This is a genomic window from Acinetobacter sp. 24-47-39 (genome assembly GCF_056783825.1).
The window spans coordinates 1-25,328 of the sequence record NZ_JBWYIP010000009.1 but is presented as its reverse complement, the minus strand read 5'-3'; the positions used below and the strand labels follow the sequence as shown (position 1 = coordinate 25,328).

Annotated in this window: 23 protein-coding genes; 17 read left to right on the top strand and 6 right to left on the bottom strand. The window is 38.5% G+C overall.

The features are described from left to right. Nucleotide 1: 1 nt before the first annotated feature. The 3 genes from smc to ligA all read left to right on the top strand — a co-directional run bounded on the left by smc (nt 2) and on the right by ligA (nt 6,701). Entirely contained in the window at nt 2-3,454 is a 3,453-nt protein-coding gene (gene smc, locus AC1M9C_RS09310; RefSeq protein WP_481953587.1) for a chromosome segregation protein SMC, read from the top strand. A 1-nt stretch (nt 3,455) separates the two neighbouring features. Then, nucleotides 3,456-4,559 (top strand): cell division protein ZipA C-terminal FtsZ-binding domain-containing protein, encoded by a 1,104-nt coding sequence (locus tag AC1M9C_RS09305; RefSeq protein ID WP_481587221.1) that lies wholly within the window; start codon nt 3,456-3,458, stop codon nt 4,557-4,559. Between the two features lie 96 nt (nt 4,560-4,655). Beyond that, on the top strand, nt 4,656-6,701 hold the full coding sequence (gene ligA, locus AC1M9C_RS09300; RefSeq protein ID WP_035269246.1) for an NAD-dependent DNA ligase LigA: 2,046 nt from the start codon (nt 4,656-4,658) through the stop codon (nt 6,699-6,701). A gap of 61 nt (nt 6,702-6,762) precedes the next feature. Here the strand turns inward: ligA and AC1M9C_RS09295 are convergent, their stop codons facing one another. Beyond that, complete coding sequence (locus AC1M9C_RS09295) at nt 6,763-7,827, bottom strand: SDR family oxidoreductase (protein ID WP_481953624.1); 1,065 nt, start codon at nt 7,825-7,827, stop codon at nt 6,763-6,765. Between the two features lie 321 nt (nt 7,828-8,148). On the opposite strand from AC1M9C_RS09295, the gene ftn reads away from it, so the two are divergent. The 6 genes from ftn to bioD all read left to right on the top strand — a co-directional run bounded on the left by ftn (nt 8,149) and on the right by bioD (nt 13,451). Next, on the top strand, nt 8,149-8,613 hold the full coding sequence (gene ftn, locus AC1M9C_RS09290) for a heteropolymeric bacterioferritin subunit Ftn (protein ID WP_035269243.1): 465 nt from the start codon (nt 8,149-8,151) through the stop codon (nt 8,611-8,613). A gap of 166 nt (nt 8,614-8,779) precedes the next feature. Continuing rightward, nucleotides 8,780-9,502, top strand: coding sequence for an alpha/beta hydrolase family protein (locus AC1M9C_RS09285; RefSeq protein ID WP_481953586.1), 723 nt, complete (start codon nt 8,780-8,782; stop codon nt 9,500-9,502). Between the two features lie 82 nt (nt 9,503-9,584). Continuing rightward, a complete protein-coding gene (gene bioA, locus AC1M9C_RS09280) occupies nt 9,585-10,868 on the top strand; it encodes an adenosylmethionine--8-amino-7-oxononanoate transaminase (protein WP_481953585.1) in 1,284 nt (427 codons plus the stop codon). Beyond that, the gene (locus tag AC1M9C_RS09275) at nt 10,865-12,022 is read left to right on the top strand and encodes an 8-amino-7-oxononanoate synthase (protein ID WP_481953584.1); all 1,158 of its coding nucleotides are present in this window, start codon (nt 10,865-10,867) and stop codon (nt 12,020-12,022) included. The genes bioA and AC1M9C_RS09275 overlap by 4 nt, the downstream gene beginning before the upstream one ends. Before the next feature lie 8 nt (nt 12,023-12,030). Beyond that, on the top strand, nt 12,031-12,810 hold the full coding sequence (gene bioC, locus AC1M9C_RS09270) for a malonyl-ACP O-methyltransferase BioC (RefSeq protein ID WP_481953583.1): 780 nt from the start codon (nt 12,031-12,033) through the stop codon (nt 12,808-12,810). Further along, entirely contained in the window at nt 12,807-13,451 is a 645-nt protein-coding gene (gene bioD, locus AC1M9C_RS09265; protein ID WP_481953582.1) for a dethiobiotin synthase, read from the top strand. The genes bioC and bioD overlap by 4 nt, the downstream gene beginning before the upstream one ends. Before the next feature lie 497 nt (nt 13,452-13,948). On the opposite strand, the gene rluB is transcribed toward bioD, so the two are convergent. From rluB to AC1M9C_RS09250, 3 genes are read right to left on the bottom strand one after another with little or no spacing between them, the layout of a single operon-like run. Further along, nucleotides 13,949-15,115, bottom strand: a complete 1,167-nt coding sequence (gene rluB / locus AC1M9C_RS09260; RefSeq protein ID WP_081403293.1) for a 23S rRNA pseudouridine(2605) synthase RluB — start codon at nt 15,113-15,115, stop codon at nt 13,949-13,951. 41 nt (nt 15,116-15,156) lie between these two features. Further along, complete coding sequence (gene scpB, locus AC1M9C_RS09255; RefSeq protein WP_035269219.1) at nt 15,157-15,747, bottom strand: SMC-Scp complex subunit ScpB; 591 nt, start codon at nt 15,745-15,747, stop codon at nt 15,157-15,159. Continuing rightward, nucleotides 15,744-16,535, bottom strand: a complete 792-nt coding sequence (locus AC1M9C_RS09250) for a segregation and condensation protein A (RefSeq protein ID WP_481953581.1) — start codon at nt 16,533-16,535, stop codon at nt 15,744-15,746. The genes scpB and AC1M9C_RS09250 overlap by 4 nt, the downstream gene beginning before the upstream one ends. Nucleotides 16,536-16,816: 281 nt before the next feature. Between AC1M9C_RS09250 and AC1M9C_RS09245 the strand changes: the two genes are divergently transcribed. Beyond that, complete coding sequence (locus tag AC1M9C_RS09245; protein ID WP_481953580.1) at nt 16,817-17,548, top strand: GNAT family N-acetyltransferase; 732 nt, start codon at nt 16,817-16,819, stop codon at nt 17,546-17,548. Between the two features lie 32 nt (nt 17,549-17,580). On the opposite strand, the gene AC1M9C_RS09240 is transcribed toward AC1M9C_RS09245, so the two are convergent. Then, entirely contained in the window at nt 17,581-18,198 is a 618-nt protein-coding gene (locus tag AC1M9C_RS09240) for an L-threonylcarbamoyladenylate synthase (RefSeq protein WP_481953579.1), read from the bottom strand. An 81-nt stretch (nt 18,199-18,279) separates the two neighbouring features. Further along, nucleotides 18,280-18,942: an elongation factor P hydroxylase gene (locus tag AC1M9C_RS09235; RefSeq protein WP_481953578.1), complete on the bottom strand. Its 663-nt coding sequence runs from the start codon at nt 18,940-18,942 to the stop codon at nt 18,280-18,282. Nucleotides 18,943-19,039: 97 nt separating this feature from the next. Between AC1M9C_RS09235 and AC1M9C_RS09230 the strand changes: the two genes are divergently transcribed. The 7 genes from AC1M9C_RS09230 to AC1M9C_RS09200 all read left to right on the top strand — a co-directional run. After that, complete coding sequence (locus tag AC1M9C_RS09230) at nt 19,040-19,597, top strand: YceD family protein (RefSeq protein ID WP_179999015.1); 558 nt, start codon at nt 19,040-19,042, stop codon at nt 19,595-19,597. Between the two features lie 77 nt (nt 19,598-19,674). Next, entirely contained in the window at nt 19,675-19,860 is a 186-nt protein-coding gene (gene rpmF / locus AC1M9C_RS09225) for a 50S ribosomal protein L32 (RefSeq protein WP_035269206.1), read from the top strand. Nucleotides 19,861-20,074: 214 nt separating this feature from the next. Further along, nucleotides 20,075-21,061 (top strand): ACP S-malonyltransferase, encoded by a 987-nt coding sequence (gene fabD, locus AC1M9C_RS09220; RefSeq protein ID WP_481952265.1) that lies wholly within the window; start codon nt 20,075-20,077, stop codon nt 21,059-21,061. Then, the gene (gene fabG / locus AC1M9C_RS09215) at nt 21,058-21,792 is read left to right on the top strand and encodes a 3-oxoacyl-ACP reductase FabG (protein WP_481953577.1); all 735 of its coding nucleotides are present in this window, start codon (nt 21,058-21,060) and stop codon (nt 21,790-21,792) included. The genes fabD and fabG overlap by 4 nt, the downstream gene beginning before the upstream one ends. An 84-nt stretch (nt 21,793-21,876) precedes the next feature. Next, nucleotides 21,877-22,113, top strand: coding sequence for an acyl carrier protein (gene acpP, locus AC1M9C_RS09210; RefSeq protein ID WP_035269198.1), 237 nt, complete (start codon nt 21,877-21,879; stop codon nt 22,111-22,113). 197 nt (nt 22,114-22,310) lie between these two features. Continuing rightward, the gene (lysM, locus tag AC1M9C_RS09205; RefSeq protein WP_035269196.1) at nt 22,311-22,784 is read left to right on the top strand and encodes a peptidoglycan-binding protein LysM; all 474 of its coding nucleotides are present in this window, start codon (nt 22,311-22,313) and stop codon (nt 22,782-22,784) included. Nucleotides 22,785-23,439: 655 nt separating this feature from the next. Then, a partial coding sequence (locus AC1M9C_RS09200; protein ID WP_481953576.1) for a GA-like domain-containing protein occupies nt 23,440-25,328 on the top strand: 1,889 nt, incomplete at its 3' end.

Here is a 25,328-nt window from a genome sequence, read left to right as displayed (position 1 = left end):
TATGCGATTAAGCAGCTTAAAACTCTCTGGCTTTAAATCTTTTGCGGATAGCAGCACCTTACAATTTAAAGCCAACCGTACCGCAGTCGTGGGACCAAATGGTTGTGGTAAATCCAACGTCATCGATGCAATCCGATGGGTGATGGGAGAGTCAAGCGCACGCCAGTTACGTGGTGGAAGTATGCAGGATGTCATTTTTACTGGGACAGCAAAACGTAAACCAGTGGGAATGGCGAGTGTAGAATTACGCTTCGAAAACACCTATGGAAAACTAGGTGGAGCATATAACGCTTATAGTGAGTTGGCGGTACGTCGCCAAGTCAATCGCGAGGGTAAATCTGAATATTTTCTTAATGGTACAAAATGCCGCCGCCGTGATATTACAGATATTTTTTTAGGAACAGGCTTAGGTCCTCGTTCGTATGCGATTATTGAACAAGGCATGATTAACCGTTTGGTCGATGCAAAACCAGATGAAATGCGCGTTTATATCGAAGAAGCTGCTGGAGTATCACGTTATCAAGCACGTCGTCGTGAGACGATGCAACATTTAGAACATACTCATCAAAATTTAAGTCGTCTAAATGACATTGCTGTTGAATTAAAATCCCAATTAAAGACACTAAAGCGTCAAGCAGAAGCTGCACTTCAATATAAAGCCTTAGAGACTGAAATTCGAACTTTGAAAGTTGAGATACTTTCATTTCAATGCCATCAAAGTGAACGAATTCAACAAGAATATACAACTGAAATGACTGAATTGGGTGAGCAATTTAAGCTTGTTCGTTCTGAACTCACCACTGTTGAGCATGATTTAACAGCAACAAATGAGTTATTTCAGCGATTAATGCAACAATCCACACCACTTCAGCAAGAATGGCAACAAGCTGAAAAAAAGCTGGCTGAATTACAAGCCAATTTGGATCAAAAACAGCAATTGTTTGCTCAAAATACTTTAACTTTAAAGCAGCTTGAAGAGCAAAAAATACAAACCAAAGAGCGGATGCAACTGATTGATATTCAGTTGGAAAATTTGATCCTCCAGCAAGAACATCAAGCAACAACATTGAGTGATACTGAATCAAATGCACAGCTTGATTTACAACAATTCAATGAGCTGAAGGCAAAGCAACTTGAAGCGCAAAAATCATTTTCTGAAATAAAAGCATTGGTTGAAAAGCAACAACAGCAACGTGCACAAATGTTGGCGCAGAGTGATCAATTGGCTAAAAATGTGCTTCGAATTGAGCAGCAAAAACAAACTTTGCTCGAACAAAAATCTCAAAATCAAGCACAGTATGAACAGGATGATATTGACAATCTCCTGCATGAAAAACATGATGTACAGATTGAAATCGTTCGTATAGAAGAAAGAATTACGACATTAGAAACTCAATTGAAACGTGATCAAATCTCATTGACTGAGCAAAAAAGTAAATGCACAGATTTGAATTCACACATCCAGATTTTGAAATCTGAACAAAAACAATTACAACAGCTTGTGGTGAAAGTCAGTCGACATGCATCGAAGAGCAATGACCCTTTAATGCAAATTTTGAAGCTAAAAGATCAGGCGAAACCGTTTGCAGCATTGGTCGAAAAATTTCTGTCAAAGTGGCTGCATGCGAATACGTTAAAGAGTGAAGATTTATTTCAGACCGAATCTGCCCGTCAATTAAAAGTTATTCAGCAAGATGTATCTGGGACTGTACTTGGTTTACCCACATTAGCGAGCTGGATTGATTTCCCCCAAAACTCATTATGGTTAAACGTTGCGATAGCTCAAGATTTTGAGCAGGCGCTTCAATTACAGCCTCAATTAAAACCAGGTGAGTCTATTTTAAGTTTGGATGGCTATCATATGGGTCCTGACTGGATGATTGGTCTGTACTTTGATGAGTCGAGTCAAGATGCTCAAGGAGCACTTAGCCACCGAATTCGATTAGATGAAATTGATTCAGAGTTGACACAAATGGTGAAAGCGCATGAGTCAATGACGCTCGAACTCGCTGAGATGCAATTAAAGCTTGAACAAAAAAATAGTGAATGTACGGAGTTGCAAAAAGCGTTAAAAAATCATCAAGCCCTTGCTCACCAAGTTGAAGTGAAGATTGCAAAACAGCAAATGGCTCAGCAGGCTTTCGAGTCGCAAAATCTACACATCGAGTCACAAATTGCTCAACTTGATGCGCAGCTTGAAGAAGATGCGATGCAAAAAGATGATTTGGAAATCGATTTACATGCATTGATGCTTAAAATTGAACACAATCTTCCACACTACAAAACCTTAGAGTTTCAAGTTGAAGAATTGAATGATCAGGTTGAGCATCTTCAGGACTTAGTCTACAAAAAACAACAAGAGTTAGAAACAAACCGCCGTACTCATACGCAAAATCAGCAACAAATTGAGCTGTTGGAAAAAGATGCAAGTTTTCTAAAAACGCAATATCAGCAGATCATCACTCAAATTACACAAGCTAAAAATTTCGTGGATCCGATTCAATTAGAATTACCCACTTTGCAAAGCCAATATGAGGTTCAAAAGCAGCAGACTGAAAAGTTACAAAAGACTTGGTCCTCATGGCAAGTCGAACTTAATGAAATACAGTCTAAGCAACAAAAATTGACGGAGCTACGGTTAAATCATCAGCAAAGTGATGAGCACTTTAGAACCCAGTTAGAAGAGAAGCGTTTAGCATGGCAAGTGGCTAAATCTGATTTACAACATTATGCTGAACAATTAAAAGAGCTTAATGCAGAATTATTAGAAAATGTGAAAATTGATTTGAGTCAGCACCAACAGCAGTTAGAGCAAGCACAGCGTCAGTTTGACAAAATAGGCGCTGTGAACTTAGCAGCTTCAGAAGAGTATGAAGAAGTATCAAAGCGCTATGAAGATTTAAGCCATCAAATTGAAGATCTTGAAAAAACAGTCGCACAATTAAAAGATGCGATGAAAAGCATTGATCAAGAAACTAAAAAGCTATTCATGACTACCTTTGATCAAGTAAATGCGGAATTGCAAAACTTATTCCCAAAGGTGTTTAATGGTGGTGAAGCAAGTTTAAGTTTAGAAGATGATTGGCAATCTGGTGTAAAGCTAATGGCTCGACCACCAGGAAAGCGAAATAGTTCTTTAGCATTGTTATCAGGCGGTGAAAAAGCACTAACAGCACTAGCATTAGTTTTTGCTATATTTCGACTGAATCCAGCACCATTTTGTGTATTGGATGAGGTTGATGCACCGTTAGATGATGCAAATGTTGGACGTTTTTGTAATTTAGTAAAAGAGCTTTCTGAACAGGTCCAATTCATTTACATTACACACAATAAAGTTGCGATGACGATGGCTACTGACTTACTTGGTGTAACAATGCCTGAGCCAGGAACATCGAAGTTAGTCACTGTTGATCTAGAAGAAGCGAAAGAATACGGTTTAGCTGCGGAGTCTTAATATGGAAATCAGTACCATTATCGGAATTGTGATCGCAATCGTGATCTGTTGCATAGGGTTGTTTATGATCCTGCGCAAGCCGAGTGATGCAGCACCGTCATTAGATGCTGAATTACATATAAATGAACAATGTAATCAACCCGTCATTCCTCGTCATGTTCGTAGTCTTTTACAGGCGCAAGCCGCACCATTGGCTTCTTCTGAGCGAGTAGAACCAAGTTTGAAAGACATTGAAGCGAGTGATGTGGCTGGAGTGGATCAAACAGCTGATCAGCATGCTACAAAGACGCCTGAAAATATTCAAGAAACTGTAGAAGTGGTAGATACAGTGCAACTGGATACTTCGGTAGACCTTGCAGAGAAAGAAAGTAAATCTCTGCTAGACTCCAGTAAAAACTCGGACAGCACTGAGACTGACCCATTAGAAAAAAATACAGAAACAGTCGAGAGTAAAGCTCAGTCGATTGATGGTGTAACAGACACTCAAAGTGCAGATCTTATTTCCAAAGATTCAATCGTAGAAACTACAATTGAAGACTCGAAAAAAGTTGAGCCAAGTTTTGTATTAAATCCGAATATTCAAACTGCTGAAATCAAAGAATTTGAAGAAGAAAGCAGCATCTTGGATGTGCATTTACATGAACAGCAACGTTTTGATGATGAAAGTGCTTTAGCAAATGCCGAATACATTATTAGTTTGAATATGTATCCGAACCCTCGAAAAGCACTTTCTGGTGATAAAGCTTTGAAAGTGTTAATGAAATATGGATTGCGCTTTGGCGAAATGAACTGTTTCCATCGTTATGAAACTCCTGATGCAGTCAGCCCATTGCTGTTTTCCGTACTCAGAATCACAGATCAGGGTCCTGCAGGTTTTGATTTAGAAACATTATCTGGTGAACAAGTTCAAGGTTTAGCATTCTTCTTAGCATTACCGCATCATAATGTTCAAAAAGGCTATGACAGTATGGTTAGTATTGCAGGGCTTATTGCACGTGAAACAGATGGTACCGTCTATGATGAAAATAATCTTGAATTTACACCGCAGTTAAAAGAACACTGGCGCCATAAAGCGATCGACTATAGATCAGGTCAAGCTGTTTAATCACCTAGGTGACTTACTGAATTTGTGTAAAGTCATTTATACTGTTTAGGTTGAAATTATTGGGCGGAATTTTCCGCCCTTTTATATGGTGAAAATATGGATCAGAACGCTGTCGTTGCGCAAATGCGCCAACTCATTCAATTACTGGCTCGGCATAACCATGCTTATTATGTGATGGATCAGCCGACAATTGAAGACAGTGAATATGATCAATTGTTTTATCAACTAAAAAACTTAGAAGAACAATATCCTGATTTAGTACAGACGGATACACCGACCAATAAAGTCGGTGATAAACCTTTATCTAAGTTTGAAAATATTACACATACTGTTCCAATGTTGTCTTTGGGTAATGTGTTTAATCAGGATGAACTTTTTGCCTTTGCACGCAGAATTGAAGAGCGTTTACCTAACCAGAAAATCCAATACGACGTCGAACTTAAATTTGATGGGCTTGCGATCTCACTATGGTATGAACATGGTGTGTTGATTCGAGCGGTTACACGTGGGGATGGTGAAACAGGAGAAGTCATAACCCAAAATGTAAAAACAATTCGTAATTTGCCTAAAGTACTCATGATGTCTCAAGGTGTACCACCAGCGTTGTTAGAAGTTCGTGGCGAAGTACTAATGCCTAAAGCTGGATTTGTAAAGTTAAATGCTGAAAATGAGGCCAAAGGTGAGAAAACTTTTGCTAACCCAAGAAATGCAGCAGCAGGGAGTTTGCGTCAACTTGATCCGACCATAGCAGCATCACGACCACTTGCATTCTATGCTTATGGTATTGCGCAATGCATGCCACATCATGGTCTGAGCACGATGTCAGAGAGCTTAAATTGGCTTGAACAGTTGGGCTTTGCTGTTGGGGAAAAACATTTTGTTTGTGACAGTATTGAAGAGGTTCAAGCGGCTTATGAATCTGTAAATCAGGAGCGTCCAAACCTGTCAGTTGAAATTGACGGGATGGTGATCAAAGTTAATGATTTGAAGCAACAACAACAATTAGGCTTTTTAAGTCGTGAACCTCGATGGGCAACAGCATATAAGTTCCCTGCAGTGGCTGCGCTAACCACAGTTGAAAATATTGATTGGCAGGTAGGGCGTACAGGTACTTTAACGCCTGTAGCGCGATTAAATCCTGTATCGGTTGGCGGAGTCACAGTATCAAACGTGACTTTACATAATATTGGTGAAATACATCGCTTGGACGTGCGCGTTGGAGATACGGTGAGTGTCTATCGTAGCGGAGATGTTATTCCTAAAGTTGAAAAGGTTTGGCCAGAATTTCGACCTCTAGAAACCACTGAAATTCAATTGCCAGAACAATGTCCTGTATGTGCTTCTCCAGTTGTGATGCCCGAAGGCGAAGCTTTAGCACGATGTTCAGGGGGGCTTTATTGTGCGGCACAGCGTATAGAGGCGATCCGTCATTTTGTATCACGTAAAGCAATGGACATCGAAGGTTTGGGTGATCGTTGGGTTGAGTCTTTATTACATCTTGAACTCCTCAAAGATGTTGCAGACATTTACCACTTGCACGAGCATCGTGAAAAGCTGCTGACTATTGAAAAAATGGGTGAGAAATCTGTACAAAATCTCATAGACTCAATAGAAAGTAGTAAAAAAACAACATTAGCGGCATTTATTTACGCACTAGGCATTCGAGGAGTAGGCGAGACTACGGCTCGAATGTTAGCCAATACTTTCCAGACTTTAGATGCGCTGAAATCTGCTGATTTAGAAGCATTGAAGAAAACCCCTGATGTAGGTGATATTACTGCAGAATGGATATTAGACTTTTTCAAAGCTGAACATAATATTGAAGTATTAAATCGATTAATTGAGGCTGGTATTCATTGGGATGCACCGATAGCACCGACTCGACAACCTTTAAATGGTGAGAGCTGGGTGGTGACTGGTACTTTAAGCAGTATGGGGCGAGATGAAGCGACTCAACTCTTACAGGCATTAGGTGCACGTGTGAGTGGTAGTGTATCCAGTAAAACGAAATGCTTGGTTGCTGGTGAAAAGGCAGGTTCCAAACTTGAAAAAGCAGAAAAACTAGGTATTCCGGTGATGAATGAAGCTGAGTTTATTGCATTTATGATTCAGCATGGTCAGCTCACTGAACCTGAGTCTTAAGTGTATCTTGCACATAACGAAGGGCATCAATAGATGCCCTTTTTTCTAGAGTAATTAGATATTAACCACGTTTTTTGATAATGCCATCGTCAAGTAGCTGTTGAAAATGTTCTACGATACTTGTCTCAACGTCACGATATTGCATGCCTAATTCTTGCTTACTACGCTCAGCATTGAAGTAAATGGGGTAACCCACATTCAAGTCAACGAATTTTCGCGTATAGCCAAACAGAGGAGCGAGTAATTTGAATAAAAACTTGGGGGCAATCATTCGTGGGAAAGGATAGCGTCCACCAAAATGTTGTCGTAATGTTTTACCCATTTCGAGTAGGGTCATCGTTTTAGCATTAATAATATATCGTCCATGTGCTTTAGGGTGAAGTGCTGCTTGGATATGCGCATGAGCGACATCTCGAACATCGACTAACCCATTCCACATTGGAGGAACACCAAATAAAGTCATGCCATTTCCAAATTGTTGAATGACTTCAACACTTCCAGATTGCGTAGAAGGTGTAAGTGATGGTCCAACAACCAATGAGGGATTGATACACACTAAATCCCATCGAGATTGTGCCTTTTGCATATCCCATGCTTTACGTTCTGCTGCGACTTTAGAGTAAAAATAAGGTTGGTGTTCGGCACTACTGGTGGTATTCCAATGGCTTTCTTCAAACTGGTTCTGCTCAGTTTTCAAAATATCCACTGCATCGCCATAAGTTGAAGCAATACTAGATGTGACAACCACACGTTTTACTGTATCCATGCGATTGACACTGTTCAGTACATTGGTCGTACCTTTTAGTGCAGGGTCAATCAAGTCTGTGATTGGATCTTTAAAATTAGTCACTAAAAAAGGTGAAGCCATATGGATCACAATTTTACAGTCTTTCATTGCCTCATCAAACGAACCTTCTACTAAGAGATTTGCTTGAAATAACTTTAAAGCACCTGAAGTTTGATATGCGATTTGTTCTAAATGTTGAAAACTTGACGTTTTAGTTAAATCTCTTACAGTGGCGTGAACAGTGTATCCTTGTTCTAATAATTGTTTAATCACCCAACCAGCAATATAGCCAGTTGCACCTGTCACCAAAATCGGGGCAGTAGTCGTCATCATTGTTATTGCCTGATGGTCAAATAGATTCATTCTAAAATTAAAAAAAGAATTTGTCCTTGATCATTTTCAACAACAACTCAAATGTAATGAGAGTCACTTCGATTGGTTACAAAATTAAATAGAGCTAAAATTTGTTTAAAACTGCTCTCGAATTTTTTTAACTGTATGCAAGGGGTTATTTTTTAAGTAAAAAATAAGTGATTCAAACTGCAAATGCGTATGTTTCTCATTTTAATTTTATAAAAATCATAAACTTACACATTATATTTTTTGCAAAATAAGCTCTGATTGTTCATAATGTTGCTATTAAAGAATGGAGTGATTGAAATGCGTGGCAATCCAGAAGTCGTAGATTACTTAAATATGTTGATCGGTGGTGAACTGGCTGCTCGTGATCAATATCTCATTCATTCACGTATGTATGAAGATTGGGGTCTCACTAAGATTTTTGAGCGTATCGATCACGAAATGCAAGAAGAAGCACAACATGCTGATGCTATTATTCGCCGTGTCTTATTCTTGGAAGGTACACCGAATATGAGTCGTGATGATATTGAAGTAGGTGAAGACGTCGTTTCATGTTTAAAAGCTGATTTAAAGCTTGAGTACGAAGTGCGTGAAAAATTAGCGCAAGGTGTAAAGCTTTGTGAGGAAAAAGGCGATTACGTGACACGTGATATGTTGCGTCAACAAATGTCGGATACCGAAGAAGATCATACTTATTGGTTGGAAAAACAGCTTCGCTTAATTGAACTAATTGGTTTACAAAACTATATTCAGTCTCAAATGTAAGTTAAAACCCAGCAAGGCTGGGTTTTTTTATACCTCAGTTTTGCCTGAATGGACTCATTTTTAATAATTATCTAAAAATCAAAGTGAAATTGAATGATTTGCTCAATGAGTTATTGTGCTTGGCTTTATATACTGACCGAAAACGATCAGCTAAGGATTGGCAATCATGAGTAAAATCTTATTAATTACCGGTTGGGGACTCGGAACAAAACCACTCGAAAACTTAAAAACTGCTTTGGACATGGCAGGATTTCAAATCGATCTGATTAATATCTTTAATGCACTCGACCCTGTTGAATTATCTAAACATGTTGAGTTAGCTAAAAAAGTCGATGTCATTATGGGGTGGTCTTTAGGCGGACAATTAGCAACGTTGCTCACCCAAAAGGTTTTCGAGCTTTCAGGTCAGGCAAAAACGTTAATTACTTTAGCATCGAATCCTTGCTTCGTTGCCAATGAACGCTGGTCTACAGGTATGCCGCTTTCTACTTTTCAAAGTTTTAGAGAGTCTTTTGAAAATGACCCCATGACCACTTTAAAGCGATTCTGTTATCTGGTCTCACAGGGCAGCCAAACTGCTAAACAAGATTGGCAATCTTTGCAAAATTCAATTACGAGTGAAGAGCTAGATTTAAAAAAGCAGGGCTTAGATTTACTATATCATCTTAATACTGTCGAGATATTGAAAAATTATGTCGGAAAACAATTACATGTATTTGCTGATGATGATGGATTAGTTAGTAACAAAGTTCTAGATAATATCCGAAAGATAGATGCAAAGTTTTTTAAATTCGAAATTATCCCAGGCTCTCACTGCTTTTCAATTTTTAGAGCTACACAACTAAGTGACAAAATCGTTCAATATCTAAGAAAGAATGAGAAATCCTGATGAATATTGTCTAATCAGGCAATTCATAACAAAAATAATTCGCGTTATGCTCTGTTTAGATTAATAAGGAAATTCTTCCAGGATGGTTGACGAATTCGATTTAGCACACTTATGGCACCCTTATACTTCGATGTTAAACCCACTGCCGACATATAAAGTAAAAAAGGCTACAGGGGTGATGATTGAACTTGAAGATGGTCGTCAACTCATTGATGGTATGTCATCTTGGTGGTGTGCCATTCACGGGTATAACCATCCTCAACTTAATCAAGCTGTGTCGGATCAATTGCAGCACATGTCACACATTATGTTTGGTGGGCTTACTCATGATCCTGCGATTGAATTAGGGAAGGCATTATTAAAAATTACACCACCTCAATTAGATAAAATATTCTATGCGGACTCAGGTTCTGTCGCTGTTGAAGTCGCACTAAAAATGGCAGTTCAATATTGGACCGCACAAGATAAGAAAGATAAAACCAGTTTTATCACGACGCGCTCTGGTTACCATGGTGATACATGGAATGCAATGTCAGTATGTGATCCAGTCACTGGGATGCATCAGGTCTTTGGTTCTAGTTTACCTTATCGCTATTTTGTTCCTGCACCCCAGACTCGATTTGATGAAGATTGGAATCCAGCAGATATTCTTGTATTGGCAGAAACTTTAAAAAAACATCATGCCACTATCGCTGCCATGATTATTGAGCCGATTGTGCAAGGTGCTGGAGGCATGCGTTTCTATCATCCTGAATATTTACGCGAAGCCAAGAGGCTATGCGATCAATATCAGGTGTTAATGATATTTGATGAAATTGCCACAGGGTTTGGACGAACAGGTAAATTATTTGCTTGGGAACACGCTCAAGTTGAACCAGACATCATGTGTATTGGTAAGGCGCTGACCGGTGGGTATATGACTTTATCTGCAACACTGACCACGCGACATGTCGCTGAAGTGATCAGCTCTGGTGAAGCTGGCGTATTTATGCATGGACCTACATTTATGGCGAACCCCTTGGCTTGTGCTGTCGCTTTAAAGAGTACTGAGCTTTTATTGTCACAAGATTGGCAGTCCAATATTCAAAGAATAGAGCAAGTTCTAAAACATCATTTACATAGATTAGATGATCAAGCGCATATTAAAGATGTCCGTGTGCTCGGTGCTATCGGTGTTGTTGAGCTTAAACAAAATGTTGATATGAAAACGCTGCAACAGCGTTTCGTAGAGCGAGGCGTGTGGATTCGTCCTTTTGGAAAATTAGTTTATGTCATGCCACCTTTTGTGATTTCGGATGTCGAAATTACTGAGTTACTAACGCAGTTGGTGAGTGTTGTGATGGAACTTGCAGAGGAAATGAGATGAATCTGTTGGACCACTACGCAGAGCAGTTAGACTCATTAAAACAAACTGGAAATTTTCGGCAGTTTAAATCCATCGTTCAGTATGGAAAATGGGTTGAGTTTCAGCAACAGAGAATGTTGAATCTTTCGAGTAATGATTATTTAGGGATTGCGTCAGATCTACAAATAAGAGAAGCATTTTTTGATCATTGTTCAGTAGATTCAAAAAGAATGAGCTCTTCATCTTCAAGGTTACTCACAGGAAATTATCCTGAATATGAGCAATTTGAATATGACATGAGTCAATCATTCAATCAAAGGGCAGTTTTGTTATTCAACAGTGGCTATCACATGAATATTGGTATTCTGCCTGCGATTGCTGATAGTCACACTTTAATTCTTTCGGATAAATTGATTCACGCCAGCATGATTGATGGGATTCGCTTAAGTAAAGCGAAGCTGATACGTTATCGACATAATGATCTGCTTCATTTAAAGCAATTGATCGAGCAATATCATGATGATCCCTTGTATCAAAGAATCATTGTGGTAACTGAATCAATTTTTAGTATGGATGGTGATGAAACTGATTTAACTGCGTTGGTGAGTCTGAAATATCAGTTCAGTAAAATCATGTTATATGTTGATGAAGCACATGCTATTGGTGTTCGGGGGAAGCAAGGACTCGGTTGCGCTGAACAATATGCTGTCATAGATGATATCGATTTCTTGGTAGGAACATTTGGGAAAGCACTCGCATCTGTTGGTGGATACATTGTGTGTCATCCAATCTTAAAAGATTTTTTAATCAACAAAATGCGCTCGTTGATTTTTAGTACCGCACAACCGCCTATCAACATGGCTTGGACGCATTTTATTTGGAATAAAATGACAAAAATGCAGGAGCAACGTGCTCATTTAAGTGATTTGAGTCTGCAACTGCGTCAATATATTCTTGAGCAAGGTTACGAATGTCCTTCAAGCTCGCAGATTATTCCTTTAATTTTAGGTGATTCTCAGCGTGCACTTGAGCGTGCACAACAATTACAACAATCTGGTTTTTATATTTTGCCGGTTCGGCCACCAACGGTTCCACAAGGAAGTTCACGCCTGAGAATTTGTATGAATTCTCAGCTGAATCAAGATGAATTGGAGCGGTTGAAAGAACAATTATGAATGACTCTATGTTGAACAAATTTATTCAAAAAGAAATGATTGCTACTCGATTTGCAAAATCGCATTGGACTTATGCAGATCAAGCACGTATTCAACAAACTGTAGCGAAGCATTTAAGCGAGCTGATGCTTCTTTATGTTTCAGCTTCTGAGCTTGCTAAAGTATTTGAAATTGGATGTGGAACTGGAAATCTAACTCAAGAGATACTTAATCATTTTAAAATGGATCAATTCATTTTGAATGATTTATATGCTGATGTTGAGCATACCATTAGTCATCATCAGCCTGTCGAGTGGCGTATTGGTGATGTCGAAAAAATTGAGTTACCAAAAGATCTTGATTTATGTGCCTCAAGCTCTGCATTACAGTGGATGTCTGAGTTTGAAAGATTGATACAGAAAATTCATTCAGCTTTAAAGCCCAATGGTTATTTTTGCTTTTCGACTTATGGGCCTCAGAACTTAAAAGAAATTAAATCCTTAACTGGTCAAGGATTGAAATATTTTGATCAAAGCCAAATTAAAAGCTTACTAGAGCAGAACGGATTTGAAGTGATGCACTGTGAACAACAATTGGCTCAATTACACTTCGCGCACCCAAAATTAGTCCTAAAACATTTACAGGCCACAGGTGTGACGGCAACCTCACAGGGGTTTCGTTGGACGAAGGAAAGTTTGAATCAATTTTATCTAGCTTACCGACAATTTATTGCGACTGATGAGCAAGAAAATCTTGTATATCCTTTAACGTATCACCCTATATTTTTTATCGCACGGAGTAAGTCATGAGTGCTCAAATCTACTTTGTGAGCGGTATTGATACTGGAATTGGAAAAACATACGTCACTGGTTATTTGGCAAAAATTTGGCGTGAACAAGGGCAAAATGTCATTACTCAGAAATTAATTCAAACGGGTAATGTGGATGTTTCTGAAGATATTGAAAAACATCGTGAAATTATGGGATGTGGTTGGTTAGAGGAAGATACTCAAAAACTCACTATGCCTGAAATTTTCAGTTATCCTGCATCGCCTCACTTAGCGACACGTATAGATGGGCGAAGTATTGATTTCGTTAAAATTGAACAAGCGACTCAACAGTTGTCCTCTTTATATGAAGTTGTTTTACTTGAAGGGGCGGGTGGCTTGATGGTCCCTCTAACAACACAATATTTAACCATTGATTATTTGGTGGATAAAAAATATCCCATAATTTTGGTGAGTTCGGGGCGTTTAGGAAGCATCAACCATACCTTGTTGAGCTTAGAGGCACTGAAGCATCGCGGGCTTGAGTTATATGCTCTAGCATATAATTTGAATGCTGAACCCGAAGATGCAATTATTTCACGTGATACATCTGCCTACTTAAAAACGTATTTATCACAACATTTTCCAACAGCACGATGGATCGATATACCTAAATTAGATTGATCTGAATGATTTTCTATTTCGTGCTTTTAAATTTTTATTGTAGTACTTGAGTATAAAAGGTAAAACAAAAAAATGGACTAATATGGTTACTAGCATAACCATTATAAATGCGCCCCAGAAACTCGAGGCATGCATAGCCCCCAACAAAGAGTATAGAGTGATGAATATGGGAACGATGCTGGCTAATATATAACTTTTAGCAGGATTATTTTGACTGAATTTCATTGTAAATAATGGTATATAGTTAAGAATTACGAAAAAATATAATCCGCAACAAAACAATACTCCTGACCAAGGATATTGATATTCATCTTGTAATAATCCTCTTGATTGTAAATAGCTTGAAAGGAATTGCCCTTCATAAGCGATATAACAGCAAGCCAATAGATAAATGATGAAGAGATACAGGAGAGTAGTATAATTTTTTATCATGATTTTGAATGTTTATTATGAAAAAAGCCACTATAAAAATAGTGGCTTTTTGATTCAAGTTTTAATTAAAACTTTTTAAAACCTTTGTTAATACCAAAAGGTTTTCGTTGACCGAATTTATTTTCATTGCGTGGTTTGTAATCAACAGAATTGCCGTTTACTTCACCTTTGTTTTCAGGACGTTTATTGCGGAAATCCTGATTTTCAGTGCGAGGGGCACGATTGTTGAATCGATTCTCAAATCCTTCTTGACGTGGCGCACGTGCATTGAAACGGTTTTCTGAGCCTTCTTGACGCGGTGCGCGATTGTTAAATCGATTATCGCTGCGGCTTTGATCAGCACCACCTTGACGGAAGTCACGGCGTGGTTCTTGATGCTCGCCTTCGTCACGACGTTGTTGGCGTAAATAACCACCACGACGTGCTGCAAGTGGTTTCTCTTGCATACGTTCATTGCGGCGTTTCGCCATACCGTAAAGACCAGTACCTTGACGTGGTTTGAGCTCAACAGACTTAGTTAAGTTATCAATGTCATTTTTATCAAGTTCAATCCAACGACCTGTACGTAATTCACGTGGCAGAATGACTGTACCATAACGTGTACGTAATAGACGGCTGACTTTTAGACCTTGTGATTCAAAGATGCGGCGTACTTCACGGTTACGTCCTTCTTTTACAACCACTTGATACCAACGGTTAATCCCTTCACCACCAATTTCAGAGAATGACTCAAATTTTGCTGGACCATCATCGAGCATGACACCATCTGTCATGTTCTTTTTCAGTTGAGGGGTCACTTCACCCATCACACGTACAGCATATTCGCGTTCAATTTCACTAGATGGATGCATTAAGCGGTTTGCAAGCTCGCCATCGTTTGTGAAAAGTAATAATCCTGTTGAGTTGATATCTAAACGACCAACCATGACCCAACGATCACCCGGAATTGATGGTAATTGATCAAATACAGTTGGGCGATTTTCAGGATCGTTACGTGAACAGATTTCACCTTCAGGTTTGTAGTAAATCAATACACGACGACGGATTTCATCTTCAATTTGGAACTGTACTTTACGACCATCGATACGAAGCTCATCGGTTGGTTCGATACGTTCACCTACTTGAGCAACTTGACCGTTGACACTAACACGACCGGCAGCAATGACTTCTTCCATATAGCGGCGAGAACCCAAACCTACACGTGCCAATACCTTTTGCAATTTTTCACTCATAACAGCATAACCTTAGAAATAATCATCAACAGTTCACCTATTTACGACTTGGGTGCGTGAGCATCCAGTGCCATAAAAGCTTCCTTGGCATCCTGTAGGGGAGGCAATTGATTTAAATCACTTAAACCAAAAGCATTTAAAAATTGTGGCGTTGTAACCAACAACGCGGGTCTTCCTGGAAGTTCCCGGAAACCAGACTCTTTAATCCAGTTCCAATCGAATAACGTTCTGAGTTGCTGACTGTTATTCGTGACTCCTCGAATTTGCTCAATATCGGCTCGGGTAACGGGCTGATGATAAGCAATCACTGCTAGAGTTTCTAACAATGATGGTGATAATTTAGTTGGACGTTCTGGCCAAGTTTGTGCAATCACTTGTCGATACTTAGCACGCACTTGAAAGCGAAAACCTTGAGCTGTTTCAGTCAGCTCAATTGAACGACCGTGTTGTAATACTGCAAGCTGTTGTAAATAGGCGCGCAGTTGTTGTTTGGAAAATTGGTTTTGAAATGCCTCTTTTAAGCGTGCAATAGAAACAGGTGCTTCACTGGCAAAAATAATAGCTTCGAGCTGCATGAGCACTTCGTGGTGTAACTCATCAACTTGAAAGGAGTTTGATTGATCAATGGTCATATCATCACCCCTTGAATTGCCAACGGGGCTTCAATACCTGATGCAATAATTTGAACTTTTTGCTGACGTGTTAACTCTAATATTGCCATAAAGGTCACCACTAACCCCATACGGCCTTGACTCGGTTTTAAAAGTTGATCGAATTTCAAAACCTCACCTGATTTTATCATCTGTTCAATATAGGCAATACGTTCTTCAAGCAAAACAGGTTCTTGAATAATCTGGTGTGTAACAGGCTCTGGGCGATTAAAAATACAAAACATAGCATCGCGCAGAAGAGAGGCTTCATAACCCTCATTTACTGTATTAATTTGTCCAAGGCTAACGTTGGGTAGAAAAGTATCACGGTCCAAAATAGGCATTTGACCGAGACGCTCAGCAGCTTGCTTGATCCTTAAATATGTCTCTAAGCGATCTATTAATTCTTGTTTTGGATCTTTTTCAATTTGAATTGATTTAGGTTTAGGCAGCAGTAAGCGTGATTTTAAATCTGCTAATAAAGCCGCCATCACCATATAATCTGCGGTTAACTCAATATTGAGTGACTTCATACTGTCAATATATGACAAATATTGCGTTGCAATCGGAGCTATATCGAGCTGAAGTAGATCGAAACCGTTTTTTTGGATGAGGTAAATTAAAAAGTCGAGTGGTCCTTCGAAATGTTCTAATAGAATTTCGAATGCTGCAGGCGGTATATATAAATCTTCAGGAATCGTATCTTGCCACTCATCTAAAACACGGATGTGTGGAAGTGCGTCCATGGGATTATGGATAGCTTGAGTCATTACAATTATTAGCCACGCGAATTTTCAAAAGCATGTTGGGCGATTCAGGAGATCACATATCGAAATCAGTAAAAGGACAGTGATTCGAATAGCATAAAAACAATATGGGTATTCTAAATTAAATCGAGTGCTGAATATATCTTTATCCGCGGTTTTACGATAAAAAATTTGAAATAAATAGGTGGTATTTTTTAAGGTTATATAGATATATTTAGTATTTTAACTGATAAATGTAAACTGGTATTCATTGTTGGTGTGTATTCGACGAGAAGTAAAAGAGTATGAATAATTTTCAAAAAGTAGAACAAAATGTATATGAACAAAGTGTAGGTATAAAAGTTCACTCAAATACGCACCCTATAGACTCATTCAAAGCGTTGAGTGGAACGTATGTAAATTTATATCCTTTAAATTTAATTGAAAATATTGAAGAGCTTGCGAGAAATCTATTCCCGATTAAGATTGCAGATGAGTTTATTTCAAGCTTTACCTATTTGCCTTACGATGCGCCAACTTCGATTGAAGACTTGTCATATAAACTCTCATCGCAATTTGGAACACAGGGGAATATTTATTATGTTATTCGCATAGTGAACAAACCAGTGGGGTGGATCGCATTGATGAATATCGGGTTGGATGATGGAGTGGTTGAAATTGGGAATGTATACTTCTCAGCAGATTTAAAACGGTCTAGAGCTGCTACAGAAGTATTATTTTTACTGTTGAATGAGTGTTTTACTTTAGGATTTAGGCGTATAGAGTGGAAGTGTCATGAGTTGAACTTAGCTTCCAAAAAAGCCGCACTACGATTCGGTTTTCAATATGAAGGAATGTTTAGACAACATAAAGTGGTCAAGGGAAGAAACCGAAACACGCTTTGGTTTTCAATGTTGGATGAAGAGTGGCTGACTTTAAAAGAAAGTTATTTAGCTTGGCTTGAACCGAGCAACTTTATGCAAGAGGGTCAACAAATAAAGACCCTTCAAGCATTTTATAAAGAAAAATCAGCGTAAATTAAATAAAGTGAGATGAATGGTGAGGCATTTTACTCAAAAGCACTCACATCACCCACGCCACGGCGGATAATTTCAGGTTGACTTCCTGAGAGATCAACAATACTTGTTGTGGTTAATGTACCAAGTCCACTATCAATAAAAACATCAATTCTTTTACTTAATTGTTGTTCTATTTCATATGGATCATCCAAAGGCTCAGTTTGACCTGGAAGAATCAGGGTGCTGGTGAGTAAAGGTTCACCCAGCTCTTTTAGAAGCATTTGACAGACTGGGTTGCTCGGTACACGTAAACCAATGGTTTTCTTTTTGGGGTGCATCAAGCGACGAGGAACTTCACTTGTCGCTTGCAAAATAAAGGTGGTAATTGCAGGTGTATTATTTTTAAGCAAACGATAAGTTGCATTATCCACTTTTGCATACGTTGCAATATCTGAGAGATCCGCACATAAGATCGCATATTGATGCTTAGCACCAAGATCACGGATTTGAGCAATTCGTTCCATCGCTTGCTTGTTACCAATTTGGCATCCGATGGCATAGGCTGCATCTGTTGGATAAACCACTACATCGCCTGCACGTATTCTTTCTACTGCTTGAGTAATAACTCGAGATTGTGGATTGTCAGGATGTACTCTTAAATGAAGCATTTTATTTTCTCCTGATTATTTTTTCGTATTATTGCGTGCATAGACATTCACTTCAATGTCATGAATATATATTTACTAGACTTAATCTAGCGATGCACGAGAAAATTCATCCAAATGTAATGTTTTGCCACTTCTGAGACACTTACAGATGCACTGAATAAAGTGTTGAGCATCTCGAGGAAGCTGAGCTTCACCTGAAAAATAACGTTGTACTTGAGCATAAACATTGTCTTTAAAAGACTGTCCATCACCACCTTCACCCGTTAAATTGTCCAGAGAAACGCGGAATTTTCGACCAAAGGCTGTGGCAAACATCCATTCAATTGCTTGAGGTTTAATTTCGACTTGTTCAAATAGGGCTTGTTGTTCAGCGGTTCGACCATCTGGGGCATACCAGTAGCCAAGATCAGGAAGAGTGCGACGATGATCTCCTGCGATTGTCCAATGACTTATTTCATGTAAAGCACTATTGAAAAATCCATGTGCGAATTGGATGCGAGCGGGTTGTTGGTCTGAGGCAGGGAAGTATTCAGGTTCAAAGTCACCTTTGACTAATGTGACATTTAAGTGGGAAAACCAATGATTAAAGTGTAAGATAAGCCAGTCTACCTGTTGAGCTTCTGTTTGCAGATTTACCCAAGGTGCGAGTTGCACGCGGTCTAAGTGATCGGTCAAATTTGAGGTCGAAGGATAGTGTAACTGTAATGAAGTTGTGACTTCAGGTTGCGGCTGCAACTGATGCATGACTTGATTAACCCAAATGATCTGTCTGAATAAGTGCAAAATTGTATCTTAATCTTTGACAGAGTACTTATGAATTTGTAGAATTGCCGCCTTAATTATGTCAGCAAATACCTTTCCGGCACAGATTGAGCCGTTTAAATGGGCTGAACAGGGCTTCACATGGTCAGGTACACTGCCATTGTCGCGCTTTGTTCGTATATCCCGTGAAGCTGTTGGATCAATTGATAATCAATTGATCAATATAGACTGTAAGCTATCAATGGACGCGTATCATCGTATCGTTTGGCTTGATGGTAGTGTTGAAACGAAGGTTCCAATGGAATGCCAACGTTGTTTGGATACTGTTGAATTACCTCTCGAATTGGACTTTCATCTGGCTTTAGTCGATGATGAGTCACTGATAGAGCGCTTGGATGAGGATGCTGATTTCATCGTCTTAGGTGAGAGTGAAGCAACGACAAAAGGTTCATTTGATGCACCTGCAACCGCTGATTTACTTTCTCTCATAGAAGATGAATTGTTATTGTTGATTCCTTTGTCACCAAGACATGAGTCTTGTGAGCATAAGCATCAACCTGCCCAAGAAGAAGTTGTTGAAGAAAAACGAGATAATCCGTTTGGTGTTTTGGCAGCTTTGAAGGGTAAACTTAACTAATTTTTGTGTTATACTCTTAGGTATAAGACAATCGAATTTGTTCTGATCCATTTTTTCGATCTTTGTAAGGAGCCATCATGGCCGTTCAGCAAAACCGTAAAAGTCGCTCTCGCCGTGACATGCGCCGTTCACATGACGCTTTAACCGAGAATGCATTAACAGTAGACCAAACGACTGGTGAAACTCACCGTCGTCACCACGTAACTAAAGATGGTGTCTACCGTGGTCGTCAATTATTCGCTAAAGCAGCTGATGCTGAATAATTGGTGATGTATTAAGCGTCAAGCTTAGTAGAAAAAATGGGAGCGTAAGCTCCCTTTTTTTATTTCTATTTTTTGTTGTATTTGGCAATTACCAAAGCTTTTTTTTAATGATAAATTTCGCTCCATCAAATCAGTTAAGACTTGAGTTTGATGTTCAAGATGATCGAAATGAATCAAAATTGAATACTCAAAGCTCTGAATAAAGGATTTTTATATGTCTGCTAAACGCCTCGAGCAAGCCGTTCTTGCGACCAAAACTGCATTTGTTTTTCCTGGACAGGGTTCTCAAAAAGCAGGAATGTTAGCGGAGCTTGCAGAACAGTTTAGTAGTGTGCAAGAAACGTTTGCTGAAGCTTCTGAAGCACTCGGCTTTGATTTATGGCACATTGCGCAAAGTGGTGAAGGGTTAAACCAAACTGAATTTACACAACCAGTGCTGCTCACAGCAAGCATTGCTTTATGGCGTGTATGGTTAGAGCTTGGTGGTGTCGTTCCTAAATATTTAGCGGGACATTCACTGGGTGAATACAGTGCATTGGTTGCTGCAGAATCTTTAAGCTTAAAAGATGCAGTCAAATTGGTGAACTTACGCGGTAAGTTGATGCAAGATGCTGTTCCACAGGGCCAAGGTGCTATGGCTGCGATTCTTGGTCTTGATGATGCTAAGGTTGTAGAACTGTGTGCTCAAGTCACCGCTCAAGGTGAGGGTTCGGTGGAGGCTGCAAACTATAATGCACAGGGTCAAGTTGTGGTGGCAGGTGATACTGCACGAGTTGAAGCGTTAATGGCTTTGGTAAAAGAGCAAGGTGCAAAAGCAATTGCGTTACCAGTATCAGTACCATCACATTGTTCATTAATGAAGCCAGCGGCAGCAGAGTTTGCCAAAGCTTTAGCAGATGTTGATATTCAATTACCTCGCATTCCAGTGATTCAAAATGTCAATGCACAAGTGGCTGACAGTGTTGATGAATTGCGTACAGCGTTGACATCACAACTTTATGAATCTGTCCAATGGACTAAAACACTTCAAGTATTGGCTGATCAAGATGTGAGCTATGTTGTTGAATGTGGTCCTGGGAATGTATTAACAAATTTAGCAAAACGTCTAGCACATGTTGAAAAAGCATTGCCTTTAGATACTAAATCTCGTTTAGAAGATGCTTTAAATACTGTATTAGTTGCAGAAGGGAAAATTGCATGACGCAGGAACGTAAAGTCGCGTTAGTGACAGGTGCAAGCCGTGGTATTGGTGCTGCGATTGCACAACAGTTGATCGAAGATGGTTTTTTTGTCGTAGGTACGGCTACATCTGAGTCTGGTGCTGAAAAATTATCTACACAATTTGCTGAACGTGGTGCAGGAAAAGTACTCGATGTTCGTGATGGAGCTGCAATTGATGCACTCATTACAGATATTGAACAAAGCTTTGGCCCTGTACTTGTTCTTGTGAATAATGCAGGTATCACTAAAGATAATCTACTGCTTCGTATGTCTGAAGATGATTGGGATGATATCCAAAATATTCACCTTAAAGCAGTGTTCCGTCTATCTAAACGTGTATTAAAAGGTATGACGAAAGCAAGATTTGGAAGAATTATCAATATCAGTTCTGTCGTTGCGCATTTTGCAAATCCAGGTCAAGCAAATTATTCCGCTGCGAAGGCTGGGATTGAAGCTTTTAGCCGCAGTTTGGCTAAAGAAATGGGCAGTCGTCAAATTACTGTCAATAGTATCGCGCCTGGATTTATTGCAACTGAGATGACTGAACAGTTAAGTGATGAAATTCAGAAAAAAATGAGTGATCAAGTGGCATTGAGCCGTTTTGGTCAGCCTCAAGATATCGCAAATGCAGTAAGTTTCCTTGCTTCTGATAAAGCAAGTTACATTACTGGTACGGTATTACACGTGAATGGCGGTTTATACATGGCGTAATGCGATGTATAAACTTTCAAATATATCAAGATTCAATTAAACTATAGGCATTATACGCCGCCACAAGCAATGAGGAGAATTCCTGTGAGCGATATCGAACAACGTATCAAACAAGCAGTAGCTGAACAACTTGGCTTAAAAGCTGAAGAGATTAAAAACGAAGCATCTTTCATGGATGACTTAGGTGCTGACTCTCTAGATCTAGTTGAGCTTGTAATGTCTTTCGAAAATGATTTCGACATTACTATTCCTGATGAAGACTCTAACGAAATTACAACTGTTCAATCTGCTATCGATTATGTAACTAAGAAATTAGCTTAATCATCAGATTCAGTTCTTTTCGAACTTAAAAGCTACCTTTATGGTGGCTTTTTTTTATCAAGGATTAAATTGCAATATTACATTAAGTTACCTTAAGTTTAAGAAAGATAACGGCGTTAGGTATAGTTCTTCTGTATAAAAATTAAGGGATCTAAATTATTTGATCACCAAACTGAAATAACAATAGGAGAATAACAATGGGTCTTTTTGATTTTGTGAAAGGTATTGGGAAAAAGAATACCGCACCAGCTGAGCAACAAGCTACACCAGCAACGCCAGCAGAGCCATCTGCTCAAGAAATTGCGAATAAATTATTGGGGCATATTAAATCACTTGGCTTACCAGTAACAGGACTGTCTGTGACTTATAATGCAAGCAGTGATTTAGCGACTGTAAAAGGACAAGTGCAAACTCAAGCAGATCGTGAAAAGATCATCTTGGCTGTGGGAAATATTGATCATGTTGCTCAAGTCGATGACCAACTTACTGTTTCATCTCCAGAGCCTGAAAGTAAATTCTATACAGTAAAATCAGGGGATAATCTTTCAAAAATTTCTAAAGAGTTTTATGGTGATGCAAATCAGTACAACAAAATTTTTGAAGCAAACCGACCATTACTTAAAAATGCAGATGATATTTTCCCGGGACAGGTTCTAAGAATTCCAAACTAAAATATTAGTGAATCTAAAAGACCGAGATTTAAATCTCGGTTTTTTATTTTAAAGTAACTTAATAATTTAAAACTGATTTCTAAATTATCAATACAAAACAATATTTTAACGCCTAGAAAATTTCTATAAATATATTTTAACTTCCACATTGCAATGGTGTTTTTGGCCATTTTTTAAGTTATTTCGAAGTAATAAGAATAAAAAAATTGAAATAAACTCATTAATCCTAACTTTATGTTTTATATAGGAAAAATAAATTAGTAAAAATAAGTGCTTGAAAATAAATAAAATTTAATTTGTTTCAAGAAATAAAATATTGTTTCATTGGGTTTTATTATGTAACTTTAATTAAGTAATAGTGTAATTTTGTTTCTGGTGTTTTTTTGCAATATTTAAAAATTTTAGGTCTAACTTATATAAAATAATAAATAATGAGATTTTTTTCACTATTAATTTATAAATTGTGACTTTGTTTAAAATTAAATATTATCAATAAAAACATTACTTTAAGAATCTCGAATGGGGTGTAAAAAATTTTTTTTTAACTATGAATTTTTGTTGATTTTCAACTGACTTTTTATGACGTTTACATTGATTCTCAATCTGATAAAAAAATAGAGGGTTAAAGAATATCTTAATAATACTGGGTGACGTCATGAAAAATTTAGAAATACTATCAAAAAACGATGGGGCGGTTTTAGAAAAGACTACTGCTAATAAAATCGTATTAAACCAGAACTCAATTGTGAAAATTGATGCATCAATCGAAGAGGTCTTAAATTTTCAGAAAGAAGGAAATTCTTTAGTTATTAATTTTAAAAATGGCGAACAATTAGTTGTAGAAAGTTATTTTGACGATCCCTTAAATAGTCATAATATTTTATTTAATGACAATGGTCAGCTTTATTGGGTTGAGTTCACAGATGCTGCCAATGAAATAGCTTCGACTATTAAATATTATCCAATTGATGATATTTCAGCACTTATCGCTGGAAACTCAAGTACAGCTTTGACAGGGTTAACTCCATGGTTAATTGCAGGGGGATTAGCTGCTGGAGTAGTTGCTATTGCAGATAATATGAGTGATTCAGATAAAAAATCTAATTCTGTATCGCCGGAACCAGAACCACCAATTAACGATGAATTAGAAGAAGCAAAACAGCTCGTTAATGATGCAGAGAAAGCTTATCAAGATCTTAAAGATTTGATTGAAGATAAATTAAATGATGGGTTAATTACCCCTGAGGAAAAAGCTGAATTAGAGGAAGCATTACAAGATGCAAAGGATGCTAAAGATGCTGCTCAAGATAAAGTCGATAACTTGGTAGATGGCGAGGAAAAATCTGATTTACAAGATCGACTAGATGATTTGGTTGATGAAGAGTTGCCACCAATTAATGATCAAAATGGTGATGGTGTACCAGATGATCTCGAGCAAGCTTTACTAGATGCTGAAGAAGCTGTAGCCAATGCTGAACAAGCGTACGAAGCATTAAAAGATTTAATTTTAGAGAAGAATGAAAACGGCCTGATTACACCTGCTGAAAGAGCGGAATTAGATCAAGCTAAAGAGGCTTTCGAGAGTGCCAAAGCCTTAGCAGAAACTAAAACAAATTTATTACCAGAATCAGTTCAATCTCAAAAAGATGCTTTGCAGGAACGTCTTGAAGATTTAGTGGATATCATCCTACCTGAAATTAATGATGAAAATGATGATGGTATCGTAGATGATATCGCTGAAGCACTCATTCAAGCAGAGTTGGCTGTTGCGGAAGCTGAAGCAAAGTATGCAGCTGCTGAAAATGCTTTAACTGTTGCAAATCGTGATGGATTAATTAATCCAACAGAGCTTAATGCTTTACAGAATGCTTTAGAGCAGGCACAAATTGCTAAATCAACTGCTCAAAGTAAAGTAAATGCTCTACCTGAATCTGTTCAGGAACAGAAAGATGCCTTTCAAAATCGATTAGATGATCTGACTGACATAAGTTTGCCTGAAGTAAATGACGCAGATGGTGATGGCATTGTAGATGGCTTACCAGAAGCGATTCAGGAAGCGCAGTCAGCTGTAGAAGAAGCTGAAGCTAAATATGCTGAAGCTCTTAATAATTTAGCTTTGGCTCAAAAAGATGGCTTAATTAACCCGCTTGAACTCAGTATTCTTGAACAGAAAGTACAGGCTGCACTTGATGCAAAAGAAGTTGCTCAAGATAAGGTAAATGTATTGCCAAATGGAGCGATTAAAGATGGTTTACAAGATCGTCTAGATGCTCTTGTAAATATTGACTTACCTGAAGTCAATGATGCGGATGGTGATGGCGTACCAGACGGCGAAGATATTACACTTGAAGAAGCAACAGAGGCAGTAGAGGCGGCTGAAGCAGCATATGCTGAGGCAGAGCAAGCACTAGCAGATGCAGAATCAGATGGTTTAATCACGCCAACAGAACTTGCTGAGCTGACTCAAGCACGTGATGATGCACTTGCTGCTAAAGAAGATGCACAAGCGAAAGTTGATGCACTTCCAGAAGGAGCAGACAAAGA